The organism is Citricoccus sp. NR2, from assembly GCF_027594385.1.
GTDB lineage: Bacteria > Actinomycetota > Actinomycetes > Actinomycetales > Micrococcaceae > CmP2.
On sequence record NZ_CP115154.1, the window covers coordinates 116,283 to 131,039 of the forward strand.

The window sequence follows — 14,757 nt, forward strand, 5'->3', positions numbered from 1 at the left end:
CGTCTCCTAGAGGTGCGAGTGTTGGAGTGAGTGGGTGTGACGGTCTGGAGCGTTGAATCGGATCATTCCCTCATGTTTGGCGGAAACGATGTCCAGTTGATATGCCGCCCATTCCGAGGCGGCGGGGCGTCCGGCCAGCGACGCGACCATGAACTGCGGAACGTCGGCGCCGGCGAGGTGGTTGAAGGGGTATCCCCCACTGAAACGTGGGTTGATGTCGATGACGTGGGCGATGCCGTGGTGATCGACGAGCACATCCAGGCTGCAGATGCCGCGGACCCCGAGTCGGGTGTTCAGCCGCTGCCCGAGTTCCAGGAACGGTGCGTTATCGACGGAGACGGCGGTGGCCGACTCACCGTTGCGCATGGTGACGATCCGGCGAGCCAAGAGCCCTTGGACGGCCCCACCGGTCAAGGGCGCGATGATGTCAACACCGTATTCGTCTCCGAAGATCGCGACCTGGATGACGCGCTCGGCGCCCTCGAACACGATCCCGTCTGGTGATCCTGCCAGCAGGCTGGATAGCTCGGCGTGACCGAGGCGTTGCAGCCCGGAGGAGGCGCTGCCGTAGCGGTCCTTGATGATGAAGTGCTCCCCGCGTTCGAGCAGGGCCCGCACACCGGCGGCATCGGAGAGTAGCGCGCAGTGCGGCACCGGGATGCCAGCGTGTTCCAGGGCCGCCGAGGTCTGGAACTTGTCGGCGGCAATCTGGTGCTGGAGAGGCCCCAGCACCGGCACCGTGACACCGCGATCGCGCAACTGATCCGCCAATCCGCGGGACAGCAGGGTGAGTTCCTGATCGTTGAGGGTGATGAAGAGGTCGGGGCGCAACTCCTCGACGGCGTCGATCATCGCCTGCGGGTACTCGGGACTGATGTAGGCCGGCATCGCCCGGTGCCCGTCCGCAGCAGCAACAGCAGCGGCGTGTGGGTCGTGGTCGAAGACGATGACCTCGCCGGGGATGCCCAGATTGCGTAGTGCCTGCTGAAACCAGTGCACGAGGTAGACCCGGCGCCCGGCGGAACCAATCACGATTCTCATGCCTCGGCCCCCTCGGTTGCCATGGTCCGGGTGAGGTGGTCCACGGTGCGGCCCTCATCCGGAATTTCCACGCGGTCGGCGCCATAGGAGGCGGCCCGTTGCAGGAGCCGGAGCAGCACCGCTTCTTTCCACTCCGGCACCGGTGTCTCCCCCACTTCTTGGGATACCAGGCGCAGGGAGGCGGTCACGGTGCCCGTTCCCACCCCGGTGAGTTGGCCGAAGCCGATGGGCTGCTCACTCAGGGCATCGCGCTGGAAGTACACCCAGCGGCGTTCCCGGCGCGCGTCGATGTCGGTTCCCCAGTCTTCCGGGCACATCCCGCCGTAGTCGGCGCCGTCCAGCACCGCCTCGACCAGGCCGTCCTCGGGTTCGGGTCCGAGGAAATCGTCAACGGTGACGCTGTCGTCCGAGGAGATCCCGGAGCGGCCGAACACCACGAGCACGGTTTTGAGCAGAATTTCGGCGTCGAGCCGGGCGTTGTGCCGGTCTACATAGTCGACGTCGAGGTCGAGACGGGCGTCCCAGTCAAGGCTGTTTCGGCCACTGACCTGGGCCAGGCCGGTGACACCGGGCCGCACCTCGTGTCGGCGGGCCTGGTGGGCGGTGTAGCGCGGGAGGTATTTCATCATCAGTGGTCGCGGCCCGATCAGGCTCATGTCGCCCTTGACCACGTTCAGCAGAGAGGGCAGCTCGTCGAGGCTGGTGGCGCGCAAGACCCGGCCAAAGCGGGTGAGGCGTTCTGCATCGGTGACCCAGCCACGCTCGGGATCCACTGGGAGCATGCTGCGGAATTTCAGCAGGTTGAAGGGGCGCCCCTGCAGGCCGGGCCGGGCCTGCACGAACAGCACCGGGGACCCGAGCTTGATCCGCACGACCACGGCAACCGCCCCGATCACCGGGGACAGGGCCACGAGGGCGAGCGAGGAGCCCACCAGATCAAGTCCGCGTTTCACCTGGGAGTACCGCAGGCGAGACCGTGTCATGGCCGCTCCTCCAGGAATGCGCGCACGACGGCGGTCACCCTGTCGCGCTGGGCGGCCGTCATGCCTGAGCCGCTGGGCAGGGTCAGCGCCTGGGCGAAGAGCCGCTCGGCCACCCCGTTGATCTCACCGCGGGCGCCGTGGAACACCGGTTGCAGGTGCATCGGCTTCCACAGGGGGCGGCTCTCGATGCTGCTCGCCGAGAGGACAGCGCGCAGCTCGTCCGCGCTCCACCCGGTACGTTGGGGGTCTACCAAAATGGAGGTCAGCCAGGCGTTATCGTCGGTATCGCTCTCACCGCCGAAAATTTCCACTCCGGCGACCCCGGAAAACAGCGTGCGGTAGTGGCAGCGCAGCCGGTGTCGGCGGGCGATCATCTCGTCGAGCCGAGAGAGCTGGGCGCGGCCGAGGGCGGCCAACACGTTGCTCATCCGGTAGTTGAAACCGATCTCGGTGTGCTCATAATGCACCACGGGCTGGCGTGCCTGGGTGGAGAGATAGCGGACCCGTTCGGCCAGGGAGGCGTCGTCGGTGAGGAACATGCCGCCGCCGGAGGTGGTCATGATCTTGTTGCCGTTGAAGGACACGATGGCGGCGCGCCCGTAGCTGCCCGCGGGCCGGCCACGATAGCTGGCCCCCAGGGATTCGGCGGCGTCGGCAAGCACGGGCACCCCGTACTGGGCGGCGATCGCTTCGATGGCGAGATAGTCAGCACTCTTGCCCAGCAGGTCCACCGGCACGATGGCGCCGATGCGTTCCCCGGCTTCGATCAGTCTGGCCAGGGCCCGCTCCAGCAGGGTCGGGTCGAGGTTACCGGTGGTCGGTTCGGCGTCGATGAAATAGGGTTCGGCGCCGGTGTAGGCGATGGCGTTGGCGGTGGCGGCGAAGGTCAACGTGGAGGTCAGCACCACGTCACCGGGGCCGACGCCGAGCCCGAGCAGGCCCAGGTGTAGCCCCGCCGTGCCGGAGGACAGGGCCACCCCGTGGGCGACTCCGACGCGCTGAGCCAGTTCGGTCTCGAACGCGGTCAGATCGGGACCCACCGGGGCCACCCAGCCGGAACGCAATGCTGCGAGCACGGCGGCTTCCTCGGTCTCCCCCACATCCGGCGGCGAGAGGTGGATTGGTTCGTGGACCTGGGCTGGCGCCGTAGCCAGCAGCTCGGTGTGATGATGTTCGCGCGTCGTCATGCTCGGTGCTTCAATCTCTCGGACCAATCTGCAAAATCGAGCATGGAGACCGGCATCGGCTCCACGCGGGCGTGGGAGATCCTGGGGTGGAAAGGCCTCTCCAACAGTTCGTCGTAGCCGACCAGTTCCTCGTGCAGCTTCTCGCCCTCGCGCAGCCCGGTGTAGACGATGTCGATGTCTTTACCGGAAATGTCGATCATCCGCTGAGCGATATCGAGAATGCGCACCGGCTCACCCATATCGAGGATGAGCACTTCTCCCGTGCGGCCGATCTGCCCGGCCTGCAGCACCAGCTGGCAGGCTTCCGGAATCGTCATGAAGTATCGGGTGACGTCCGGGTGGGTGACGGTGACGGGCTTGTCCTGCTGAATGAGCCAGGTGAAGGTGGGCAGCATGGAGCCACGGCTGCCGATCACATTGCCGAACCGGACGGAGAGGTACCGGACCCCGGTTTGTTCCCCGGTCCACGCGGTGAGCTTTTCCGCCACCCGTTTGGAGTGGCCGAGCACGCTGGTGGGGTTCGCCGCTTTGTCCGTGGAGATGTTGATGAACGTCTCGACGTCGGCCAGCCGTGAGGCCTCCAGCACGTTGAAGGTGCCGAGCACATTGGTTTTCCAGCCTTCGGCCGGGTATTGCTCCAACAGCGGCAGGTGTTTCAGCGCGGCCGCGTGGAACACCACTTCGGGGCGGAGCTCACCGAAAATCCGCTTCATGGCATCGGCGTCACGGATATCGGCCAGCACCACATTGCTATCGGTCAGCAGTCCGTTGCCGGTGAGATTGAGCTGCACCTGTTGCAGGGCGGTCTCGTCGCGATCGAGAATATACAGCTCGGAGGGGGAGAACCGCTGGATCTGTGTGCACAGCTCGGAGCCGATGGATCCGCCGGCACCGGTGACCAGCACGCGTCGACCGGTGAGGTATCCGGCGATCTTCTCGACCTCGGTGTCGACCGGAACCCGGCCGAGCAGGTCCTCGATCTTCAGATCGCGCAAGTCCACCTTGCGAACGTCGCCCTGGAAGAGCTCATTGACCGAGGGCAGCACTTTGATCTGCACGTCCTGATCCTGCACCAGGTCGTGCACGCGGCTGAGCAGTTCAGGCGCCGGGTCCGGCACGGCCACAATGAGCGCCCGGGCACGCGTCTCGGCAATGATGTCGGGCAGATCGGCCACCCTGCCGCGCACGCGCAGACGGTGTACCTGTGCGTTGCACTGTTCCGGGTCGTCATCAATGACAGCGACGGGCCAGTACGACGACGCCGGGTCGGTGGCGAGCTGCCGTGTGATGTTCGCGCCCAAATATCCAGTCCCGAGCACGATGGTCGGCACCGAGCGTACCCCGGGACCGGAGCGCAGCTCGACGGCGAGCCGCTTGAGGTAGCGCACACTGAACATGAAGACCAGGGCGATGGACACGGCGATGGCGCCGAGACCCCACTCGATGCCCAGCGCTGTGCCGACGATGACCAGGGAGAACACCATGATCAGGCCCGTGCACAGGACCGAGGCCGCCAGCGATCGGACTTCCTCGAAGCTTCCGTAAATGTATCGGCTGCGATACAGGTACCAGCGCCAGCCGAAGAAGAGCTGGAACAGCATGGCCCACAGCATGACACCGCCGAGTGCGAGCAGAGACTGCGCCCCCAGGGTGAAGGAATCTTTCATGAGTCCCGCACACAACAGCGCTGCACACCAGCACGCTGCATCCAGGAAAAACTGGGCGGAAGACCGCCACCGACGTTCGCGTGAGCGATCCGTTGCCGTCACCTCACGGCGTGAGTGAATTCTGATAACGCTCACGGTCTAGCACCGTCTCAAAGTTGTCATTTTGGGCCTCTGACTCGGAGTGATGTCGTTCGACGAGTCTAACCGTAAAGTGTGTACTTAATCAAAGCTTCTAGTGATATGTCTCATAAGTCGGGTGGGGCTTGACCTGCGCGGGGCCATTACCCTAGAGACCATGGCAGATTCTCCCGTGTCCTCGGTGCAGACCGATGCGGTGCTTGCGCGGTTCAGCCCGAGTACCCGTGCTTGGTTCGAGGGCGCCTTCGACGCGCCGACAGCGGCCCAGGTAGGCGCCTGGGATGCGATCTCCACCGGCCAGCACGCCCTGGTGGTGGCGCCGACCGGCTCCGGTAAGACCCTGGCTGCTTTTCTGTGGGCGCTGGACGGTTTTTTGCGCGACGCCGATCAGCCCGCCGCCGGAGAACAACCGAGGCGCGGCACCCGGGTGCTGTATATCTCCCCTCTGAAGGCGCTCGGCGTCGACGTCGAGCGAAATTTGCGCGCTCCGCTGATCGGGATCTCGCAGACCGCGCTGCGCGCGGGAGTCACCGTGCCCGAGGTGAGTGTGGGAGTGCGCTCCGGCGACACCTCCGCCCGGGACCGGCGTCGACTGGTGAGCACTCCCCCGGACATTCTGATCACCACCCCGGAATCCTTGTACCTGATGCTCACCTCCCAGGCCCGCTCGACGCTGGCCGGGGTAGAGACGGTGATCATCGACGAGGTGCACGCGGTGGCCGGAGATAAGCGCGGTGCGCACCTGGCCCTGAGTCTGGAACGTCTGGATGCGCTGTTAGCGGAAACGGGTCGTCGGGTGCAGCGGATTGGACTCTCTGCCACGGTGAGCCCAACGGAGGAGGTGGCCCGGTTTGTGGGCGGAGTCCAACCGGTGACGGTGGTGGATCCGGGATCGGCGAAATCTTGGGACCTCACGGTGTCGGTGCCGGTGGAAGATATGACGGATCTTCCTGGCGCGGCGGGGGCTGGATCTGGTGCAGCAGTCGGTCCGGGGTTCGGCGAGTCGGGCTCTGGTCCAGGGCTGCAGCCGCATGCCTCACTGTGGCCGCATGTGGAGGAGCGGATTGTCGACGTCGTCGCCGAGAACCGCTCCACCATTGTGTTCGCGAATTCGCGCCGGCTGGCCGAGCGGCTGACCGGCCGGCTCAATGAGATCTGGTCGGAACGACAGCTGGGAGCAGCGGACTCAGGTGCTGAGACCGGGACAGATACCGCGGAGATCGAGTTCGCCCGCGCCCACCACGGTTCGGTGTCGAAGGAACAGCGGGCCCTGGTGGAGGACGCGCTGAAATCCGGCCGATTGCGCTGTGTGGTGGCGACGTCGTCGCTGGAACTGGGCATCGATATGGGTGCCGTGGACGTGGTGGTGCAGGTGGAGGCTCCACCCTCGGTAGCCTCGGGACTGCAACGCGTGGGCCGCGCCGGACACCAGGTGGGCGAGACCTCGGTGGGCTGGTTTTTCCCGAAGCAGCGCGGGGATCTGGTGACGACGGCGGTGGTGACCGAGCGGATGCGCGCCGGACAGATCGAGACGCTGCGGGTGCCTACGAATCCGTTGGATGTGCTGGCCCAGCAGACCGTGGCCGCGGTGGCGCTGGACGAGGTGGACGCCGAATCCTGGTTTGACCTGGTCCGCCGTGCCGCGCCCTTTACGACGCTGCCGCATTCGGTGTTCGAGTCGGTGCTGGATTTACTGGCCGGGCGCTACCCCTCGGATGAGTTCGCGGAGTTGAAGCCGAGGGTGGTGTGGGATCGAGAGGCCGGCACCTTGACCGGGCGCCCCGGGGCTCAGCGACTAGCGGTGACGTCCGGGGGCACGATTCCCGACCGCGGACTGTTCGGGGTGTTCCTGGCCGGGTCGGAGAACGAAGGATCGGGGTCTGGGTCTGCGGGCACCGCGCGCACGGGCGGACGTCGGGTGGGCGAACTCGACGAGGAGATGGTATACGAGTCCCGGGTCGGGGACGTGATCATTCTGGGGGCTACCAGCTGGCAGATCCAGGACATCACCCACGACCGGGTGCTGGTGGTGCCCGCGTTTGGCCAGCCTGGACGCTTGCCGTTTTGGCGCGGCGACGCCGAGGGCCGGCCGCTGGAACTGGGTCGGGCGCTCGGGGCGTTCCGTCGCGAGGTGCACGGTACGGCCGACGCTGGCTCCGTTGACTCAGAAGGCCGCGCAGAGCCCCGCGCGCGGCTCAGCGCGGCCGGGCTGGACGCCTGGGCTTCAGACAACTTGCTGAATTATCTACGCGCCCAGGCAGAGGCCACCGGGCAACTGCCCACCGAGCGCACCCTGGTGGTGGAGCGATTCCAGGACGAACTCGGCGACTGGAGGGTGGTGCTGCACTCCCCCTTCGGCATGTCGGTGCACGCCCCCTGGGCGCTGGCGGTGGGGGCTCGGTTGCGCGCCCGCTACGGCATGGACGGCCAGGCGATGGCAGCGGATGATGGGATCGTGCTGCGGGTTCCGCTGATGGACGACGAGCCACCCGGGGCCGAACTGTTCACCTTCGAGACCGACGAGCTGGACGAGCTGGTGCGCACCGAAGTCGGTTCCTCCGCGCTGTTCGCCGCCCGATTCCGGGAGAACGCCGCTCGGGCCCTGTTGTTACCGCGCCGCGATCCGGGCAAGCGCACCCCCTTGTGGCAGCAGCGCCAGCGTTCCGCCCAGCTATTGGAGGTAGCGCGGAAACACCCGCGGTTCCCGATCATTCTGGAGACGGTGCGCGAGTGTCTGCAAGATGTCTACAACCTGCCCGGACTCACCGAGGTGATGCAGCAATTGAGCGCGAAGTCGGTGCGGCTGGTGGAAACCACCACGCCCACGCCGTCACCGTTCGCGCAGTCGTTGTTGTTCGGTTACACCGCGCAGTTCATGTACGAGGGGGACTCTCCCCTAGCGGAGCGCCGAGCTGCTGCACTCTCGCTAGATCCGGGACTGCTGGCAGACCTGCTGGGCACCGCCGAGCTGCGGGACCTGCTGGATCCGCAGGTGATCGCCGACGTCGAGGCCCAGCTCCAGCGTCGCTCGCCGGCCCACCGCGCCCACGGGATGGAGGGCGCGGCTGACCTGTTGCGACTGCTCGGTCCGCTCAGTGCCGAGGGGCTGGCGGAGCGGCTGACGGGTGACGATGAGAGCAGCGCCGGCGCCACCGAGGAATCCGCAGAACCCACAGAATCCACAGCATCCGTGGCCACGGCGCGGGCGCATGCCGAGTCCCTGGTGCATAGCAACCGGGCATTCTCGATGCGGATCGGGGGCGAGACGGTGTTTGCTGCGGTGGAGGATGCCGCCCGGCTGCGCGATGCCCTCGGGGTGCCGTTGCCGGTGGGGATACCGACGGTGTTCATCGAACCGGTGGCGGATCCGCTGGCAGATGTGGTGGCCCGGTACGCCCGCACACACGGGCCGTTCACCGCGGCCGAGGCGGGGGCGGCGGTGGGGCTGGCTCCGGCCGTGGTGTTCCAGACCCTGCAGCGTCTCGCCGCGGATCAGCGGGTCAGTTCCGGGGCGTTCCGTCCCCGCCCGGTGGTCGAGAACGATCCAGCGAGGCACGACGCCGGACCCTGGCAGCAAGAATGGTGCGACACCGAGGTGCTGCGCCGCATTCGTCGTCGCTCCCTGGCCGCGCTGCGGGCCGAGGTCGAACCCGTGGAGCAAGCGACGTATACCCGGTTCCTGCTTGATTGGCAGGGCATCCAGCCGCGGCGCTCCACCGGTGCAGCGCCGACCACCGCCGGGCCGGAGGCGCTAGATCAGCTGGCTTCGGCCTTGGATCAGCTGGCAGGCTATCCGGCTCCGGCCTCGGCGTGGGAGTCCTCACTGTTGCCGGCCCGGGTGCCCGGTTACACCCCCGCCCTGCTGGATCAGCTGCTCTCCACCGGGGAGTTCCTCTGGACCGGCACCGCCGACGCCCCCGGCCAGGACGGCTGGCTGGCGTTCCACCCGGCTGATGCTGCGGACCTCACTGTGGCGGAGCCCGCCGACGACGACGCCTCCGCGTTTACCTGGACCTCGGCGCATCGGGCGCTGCTGAGCGTGCTGCGCGGCACCGGCGCCTGGTTCTTCCCGGCGCTGGCAGAGCAGGTGCGGCTGCAACATCCCGAGGCGGAGACCACCCAGACTCAGCTGGCCGACGCGCTGTGGGACCTGGTGTGGGCCGGGCACCTCACCAACGACACGTTCGCCCCGCTGCGCGGGCTGTTAGGGCAGGGCACGACGGCGCACCGCACCCCGACGCCGCGGAATCGCGCCCGGGCCGGGCGCCCCTCGCGCGGCCAGCGCCTGGCTCGGTTGCAGCGCCTGGACGGTTCATCAGCATCTTTATCAGGGCCTCCGGAACCGACGGGAACTTTAGGACCCGCAGGAGCCACTGAGCTCGGCGCGCTCTCGCCACTCTCGGCCCGCGATCAGGCACGCACCGCCGGGCGCTGGTCGTTGGCGCCCGCCCCGGCCGACGGCGCCGGCGCCACCACCCTGCGCGCCCACACCCAGGCGGAGGCGCTGCTGGACCGTTACGGAGTGATCACCCGCGGCTCCGTGCAGGCCGAGCAGCTGCCCGGCGGTTTCGCTACCCAGTACCGGCTGCTCACCCGCATGGAGGAAGCCGGGCAGGTGCGCCGCGGCTACTTCATCGACCGGCTGGGCGCGGCCCAGTTCTCCACCGCCGCCACCGTAGACCGGTTGCGCGGCTTCACCGCTTCCGAACAGTCCAGCACCCGCCGCAGCGCCCCCGTGGCGGTGGCCCTGGCCGCCACCGACCCGGCGAACCCGTACGGTGCCGCACTGCCCTGGCCAGACACCGCTGCGAGCGCGGCAGGAAACTCTGGAACCTCTGGAACAACAGGAATATCTGGAACGTCAGGCCGGCACCGCCCCGGTCGCAAGGCGGGTGCGATGGTGGTGCTCGTCGACGGCGAGCTGGTGCTCTATCTGGAGCGCGGAGGGCGCAGTGTGCTGAACTTCATCGACGACGCCTGTGCTCCCCACGACGCCAGTGCTCCCGATGATGACGCCGCCGACACCCTGCGTGCGGCGGCGCGGGCCCTGCACGCCGCCCTGACCGCAGCACGCGTTCCGAGGCTGTCCACCGAGCGGGTCAACGGCGAGCCCGTGCTGGGCACCCCACTGGCCGCCGCACTCATCGAGGCAGGGTTCTATTCCTCGCCGTCGGGCGTGCGGTTCCGGAGCTGAGCCGACCGTGCCTGAAGGAGATTCCCTGGTCCGGCTGGCTCAGCGCCTGCGCCCCGTCGTCGTCGGCACCCTGCTGAGTTCCAGCGATTTTCGCGTGCCCGCCCTGGCTACAACGGATCTGGCGGGTGCACAGATGTCCGCCGTCACCACCCGCGGGAAATATCTGCTGCTGCATCTGGACCTGCCATCATCAACAGCAGTGCTGCTCTCTCATCTGGGCATGGACGGCTCCTGGCAGCTCCAGTATCTCGACGACGCTGACGGACCGACGCACTCGCAACGCCAGCAGCATCGAAACCGTCCGCGCCGCTTCAACGACCCCGCCGGAACCACCCGGGTGGTGCTGACCTCACCGACCTTCCGATTGGTAAGTGTTTCCCTGAAAGAGGTCCACCTGCTGACGCCCGCACACACCGAACGGCGGTTGGCGTTCCTCGGCCCCGACCTGCTGGACCCGGACTGGGGGGCTGAACACCTCCAGACGGCGCTGACCCGGATGCGGGCCCAGCCGCAACGACCCATCGGCACCGCCCTGTTGGATCAGCGCAATATCGCCGGCATCGGCAACATCTACCGCTGCGAAACATTGTTGCTGACCCGGATCGATCCCCGCACCCCGGTGGGAGCCCTCGACGACGACGCCGTGTCTGGTCTGGCTGGAGTGCTGGAGCTGGCCCGGGCGCTGATGCTGGCGAACATCGACCCCGACCCGCCCAGCTCACCCGGCGCCGCCGGTACTCCCCGGAGCGCCAGCTCGCGACGCACCACCACCGGGGTAACCCCGGATCCGCACGCCCCGTTCGGGGTGCGGGTGCTCGACCCTCAGGGTCCCGCCGCCCGCCGGCTGCTGCTGCGCGGCACCGCACCGTATTGGGTGTACGGCCGCGAGCGCGAGGGGTGCCTGCGTTGCGGTGGACCGGTGCGCCGCGAGGACTGGGGCGACCCCGGTGCCGAGGAGCGGGTGCTGTACTGGTGCCCGCGGTGCCAGAGCCGGTGATGCCAGAACCGGTGAAGTCCTGCGGTGATGTCACAATGGTGGGCGTGACTTCGTCGTCGTCCTCCCCCCGTGTTCCGCCGCTGCCCGTGCGCGACGGCGTGAATCCCACCCGGCTGCGGGTGCCGCGGCAGGGAGCGTGGCCAACGATCGCCGACTACGTGCTCGAACGGTTCGGCCATGTGGACCCCGAGGGCATCCGCCGTCGGTTCCGCACCGGGGAGGTGCGCGCCCCGGGCGGCGCCGTCGTTGATCTGAACACTACTCTGGGCGCCCACGAGTTCATCTGGTACTACCGCGATGTGGCGGACGAGCCGCACCTGCCGTTCGAGGTACGGGTGCTGCACCGCGACGAGCACCTGGTGGTAGTGGACAAGCCGCACTTCCTGCCCACCACCCCGGGCGGGCGGTTCCTGCAGAATTCCGCATTGGTGCGGCTGCGGCGCGCGCTGGATCATCCCGATCTGGTGCCGTTGCACCGCCTGGACCGCGCCACCGCTGGCGTGCTGGCGTTCTCGGCCTGTCCCTACACCCGCGGGGCCTACCAGGCGCTGTTCGAGAACCGGGTGGTGGCGAAAACCTACGAGGCGGTGGTGCGCCTGCCCGATACGCATTCAGGGTGGGTGAACCGACTACCGGTGATCTACCGGAACCGGATGGAGAAGACCAAGGGCGTCATCACCGCGCAGATGGTGGACTACCCGGTGGCAGACTCCGGACGGCTGTCGGCCCCGCGCACGGGTAAACAACGGCGCAGCCATGCGCCCACAGTGGGCCCGAACGCCGAGTCCCGAATCGAGCTGCTCGGTACCGGGGGCGGGCGGGCGCATCTGAAACTGACCCCGCACACCGGGCGCACCCATCAGCTGCGCGTGCACCTGGCCGCCCTGGGCACCCCGATTCTGCACGACCGGTTCTACCCGGAGCTGCTGGACCATGCCGACGACGACGTCGACGCCCCATTGCAGCTGCTGGCCCGCACCCTCGGCTTCACCGATCCGCTCACCGGGCAGCCGCGGCTCTTCCGTTCCGAGCTGGAGTTGGCGGAGGTGCCGCGCTGATGGCGGAGCAATTGGGTGAGCTCGGCGGCTGGTTCCATCTGATCACGCTGGTGTTCGTCGTCGTCGACGGTCTGGTGCCGATGGTGCCCGGCGAGGTGCTGGTGCTGACCTCCGGGGTACTGGCCCGGCAGGAGGAGCTCTCGCTGTGGGTGAGTCTGCTGACCGCCTGGGTGGGGATCATGCTCGGGGACCTGGTGGTGTACGCGCTGTTCCGGTCTCTCGGGCCACAGCTGCTGTTGGGACGACGCTGGGGTGCCCGGGTGCAACGCGGCGTGCAGCGCACCTTGGACAAAGCCGGGCCGGCCCCGGGGTTCGCCTTGCTGCTCGCGCTGCGGTTCGTCTCGGGCGGGCGCACGGCGGCCATGGCGGCGGCCGGAATGGTGCGGATGCCGTGGCGCACCTGGCTGCTGCTGTCCACCACCGGCTCGGCGGTCTGGACGGTGTACATGGTGGGGCTGGGGCTACTCACCGGGTCGGCGCAGCGGCTGCCCCTGTGGATCTCGGTGCTGGTAGGCATCGCAGTGGGCCTGGGCGTGGGATCCCTCGCCGGGGCCCTGCTGTGGTGGCGACGACGTCGCGGCAGCGCCCGGGGCGAGATCACGTCCGATTCCTCCACAGACGATTCGGAAGCACCTTTCACGGACACAGAACGGTAAAGACGCGTGCGGCGTTGAGCATCGTCTCAGCCTGGCCGATTACAGTAGTCCCGCAGGGGCCGACGCCAGCCCCGGAAACCCCGCGCTCACACCGGCGAGAAAGGCACACCGTGACACATCCGACGTCGTCCGATTCGTCCGATGCCCTCGCGCGCCTGAAAGCGCAGACCGAGAAGCCTGCGGCGCCTGAGAAGCCGGCAGAATCAGCAGAGAAATCAGCGCCCACCGAAAAACCCGCCGAGAAGCCCGCGGCGCCTGAGAAGCCGGCACGGGTGACGATGGCGGATCGGCTCAATGGCTGGCTGGACTCACTGGGGTCCCCCGACGCCGAACAGATCGAGAAGCGGATCGCCGATACCCCGGGGCGGATACGGCGTCACCAGTTGCGCCGTCGTGCCGAAAAACAGCTGCGGGACCGCCGCGAACAAGAACGTCAAGCCGAGGAACAGGCCAAAGCCAAGCGTCGCGCGGAACTGGCCGCCGCGATCGAGGAGACCAACCGGTTGCTCGCTGAGCGTCGCGCCGCCGAAGAGGCCGAGCGTGCCGAGACCGAACGTCGGGCCGCCGCTGAGCGTGCCGAAGCACAACGGCTGGCCGAGGCTGAACGCCGTGCGGCCCAGGAAGAGCGCGAGACCGAGGCCCTGCACATCGCGGCCCGGGAACTGGACGGCACCGATCATGTGCCCGCCCCCGACCGGCGCCCGCCGCTGCAGCAGCCCGGTGAGGAGCTGAGCGACGCCCAACTGCTGGACCGCGCCCGCGCCCTGCTCCCCGAGTGGCGGCGCCGCGACCGGATTGTGGAGAAGGCCCGCGCCATCGAGACCGCCGCCTCCGCGGCAGCCGAGGGCGACGGTTCCGACGTCGACGACCGTCACGACCACGATTACCTGCACGACGCCCCCTACGTTCCGCCCTATGTGTTGCCCTCCCGACAGCGCGACCCGGAGCCGGAGCTCTCCGATACCTTCCGCCAGGTCACCGTCACCATCACCTGGGTACTCGCCGTCGCAGCCGGGCTGGTCAGTACCGGTTGGCTCGGGGATGCCACCTCGTTGCGCGAAATTCACGACGGCGCCTACCGGGGCGGCTCCTCCCTGCTGTCGATGGCGGGCTGGTGGATGGCCATCCTGCCGGTACTCTGGGGATTGCTCGGCGCCTATGTGCTGTATCAGTGGGCGCCGTCGCAACGCTCCGCCGTGCGTCAGCGCGCCGTCGGCTGGTATGTGGCCAACGCGATGATCACCTGGGCGGCGTGGTTCTTGCTGGTGCATGCCCAGCCCTGGGGTCTGGAGATCCTGGCCGCCGGCGCCACCACCGTCCTGTCGGTGCGGGCTATCCAGGTGTTGAACCTGCACACCGCCCGCCATCGCACCGAGCGCACCCTCACCGACGTCGTCATCGGAGTGTTCACCGGTTGGTCGATCGTGTTCTGCCTGTTCTCCGTCTCGGTGGTGCTGACCCGCTGGGGTGCGAATCTGCTGTGGATCCCCGGCGAGATCTGGGCGGTGCTCGGACTGCTGCTCACCACCTGGGCCACCTCGCTGCTGACCATGACCGAGCGCGGGCGCATGGCCATCGCCCTGGGCTACAGCTGGGGGTTGGTGGCCATCATCGGGGCGCGCCTGTTCGGCCAGCTGTTCTCCACCTGGGTGATCATCGTGGCTGGCATCTGCGCGTTCGTCGTCATTCTCACCACCGAAAACCGCCGGTACCGCATTGCCCGGGCCGAGCGGCACCAGGTCCCCTTTGATCACGACGCAGACGACGAGACCGACGACGACGCCCACGACGGTTTCGGCACCGACGAGCTGAACCTCACCCGCTGACCGGACGCCG

The 14,757-nt window shown here is 67.9% G+C and carries 9 protein-coding genes; 5 read left to right on the plus strand and 4 right to left on the minus strand.

The annotated features are described in order from the left end of the window. Nucleotides 1-6: 6 nt before the first annotated feature. From O1A05_RS00565 to O1A05_RS00580, 4 genes are read right to left on the minus strand one after another with little or no spacing between them, the layout of a single operon-like run. Nucleotides 7-1,041, minus strand: a complete 1,035-nt coding sequence (locus O1A05_RS00565; protein ID WP_270106167.1) for an ATP-grasp domain-containing protein — start codon at nt 1,039-1,041, stop codon at nt 7-9. Then, nucleotides 1,038-2,024: a sugar transferase gene (locus tag O1A05_RS00570; RefSeq protein WP_270106168.1), complete on the minus strand. Its 987-nt coding sequence runs from the start codon at nt 2,022-2,024 to the stop codon at nt 1,038-1,040. Before O1A05_RS00570 ends, O1A05_RS00565 begins: the two co-directional genes overlap by 4 nt. Next, nucleotides 2,021-3,211, minus strand: a complete 1,191-nt coding sequence (locus O1A05_RS00575) for a DegT/DnrJ/EryC1/StrS family aminotransferase (protein WP_270106169.1) — start codon at nt 3,209-3,211, stop codon at nt 2,021-2,023. The genes O1A05_RS00570 and O1A05_RS00575 overlap by 4 nt, the downstream gene beginning before the upstream one ends. Beyond that, complete coding sequence (locus O1A05_RS00580) at nt 3,208-4,878, minus strand: polysaccharide biosynthesis protein (protein WP_270106170.1); 1,671 nt, start codon at nt 4,876-4,878, stop codon at nt 3,208-3,210. Before O1A05_RS00580 ends, O1A05_RS00575 begins: the two co-directional genes overlap by 4 nt. Nucleotides 4,879-5,173: 295 nt before the next feature. Between O1A05_RS00580 and O1A05_RS00585 the strand changes: the two genes are divergently transcribed. From O1A05_RS00585 to O1A05_RS00605, 5 genes are all read left to right on the plus strand, one after another. Continuing rightward, nucleotides 5,174-10,210, plus strand: coding sequence for an ATP-dependent helicase (locus O1A05_RS00585; RefSeq protein ID WP_270106171.1), 5,037 nt, complete (start codon nt 5,174-5,176; stop codon nt 10,208-10,210). Between the two features lie 7 nt (nt 10,211-10,217). Further along, complete coding sequence (locus O1A05_RS00590; protein ID WP_270106172.1) at nt 10,218-11,207, plus strand: DNA-formamidopyrimidine glycosylase family protein; 990 nt, start codon at nt 10,218-10,220, stop codon at nt 11,205-11,207. Between the two features lie 44 nt (nt 11,208-11,251). Further along, on the plus strand, nt 11,252-12,265 hold the full coding sequence (locus tag O1A05_RS00595; RefSeq protein WP_270106173.1) for a pseudouridine synthase: 1,014 nt from the start codon (nt 11,252-11,254) through the stop codon (nt 12,263-12,265). Next, complete coding sequence (locus O1A05_RS00600; RefSeq protein WP_270106174.1) at nt 12,265-12,921, plus strand: DedA family protein; 657 nt, start codon at nt 12,265-12,267, stop codon at nt 12,919-12,921. Before O1A05_RS00595 ends, O1A05_RS00600 begins: the two co-directional genes overlap by 1 nt. 110 nt (nt 12,922-13,031) lie before the next feature. Then, nucleotides 13,032-14,747 (plus strand): hypothetical protein, encoded by a 1,716-nt coding sequence (locus O1A05_RS00605; protein WP_270106175.1) that lies wholly within the window; start codon nt 13,032-13,034, stop codon nt 14,745-14,747. The last annotated feature ends 10 nt before the right edge of the window (nt 14,748-14,757 follow it).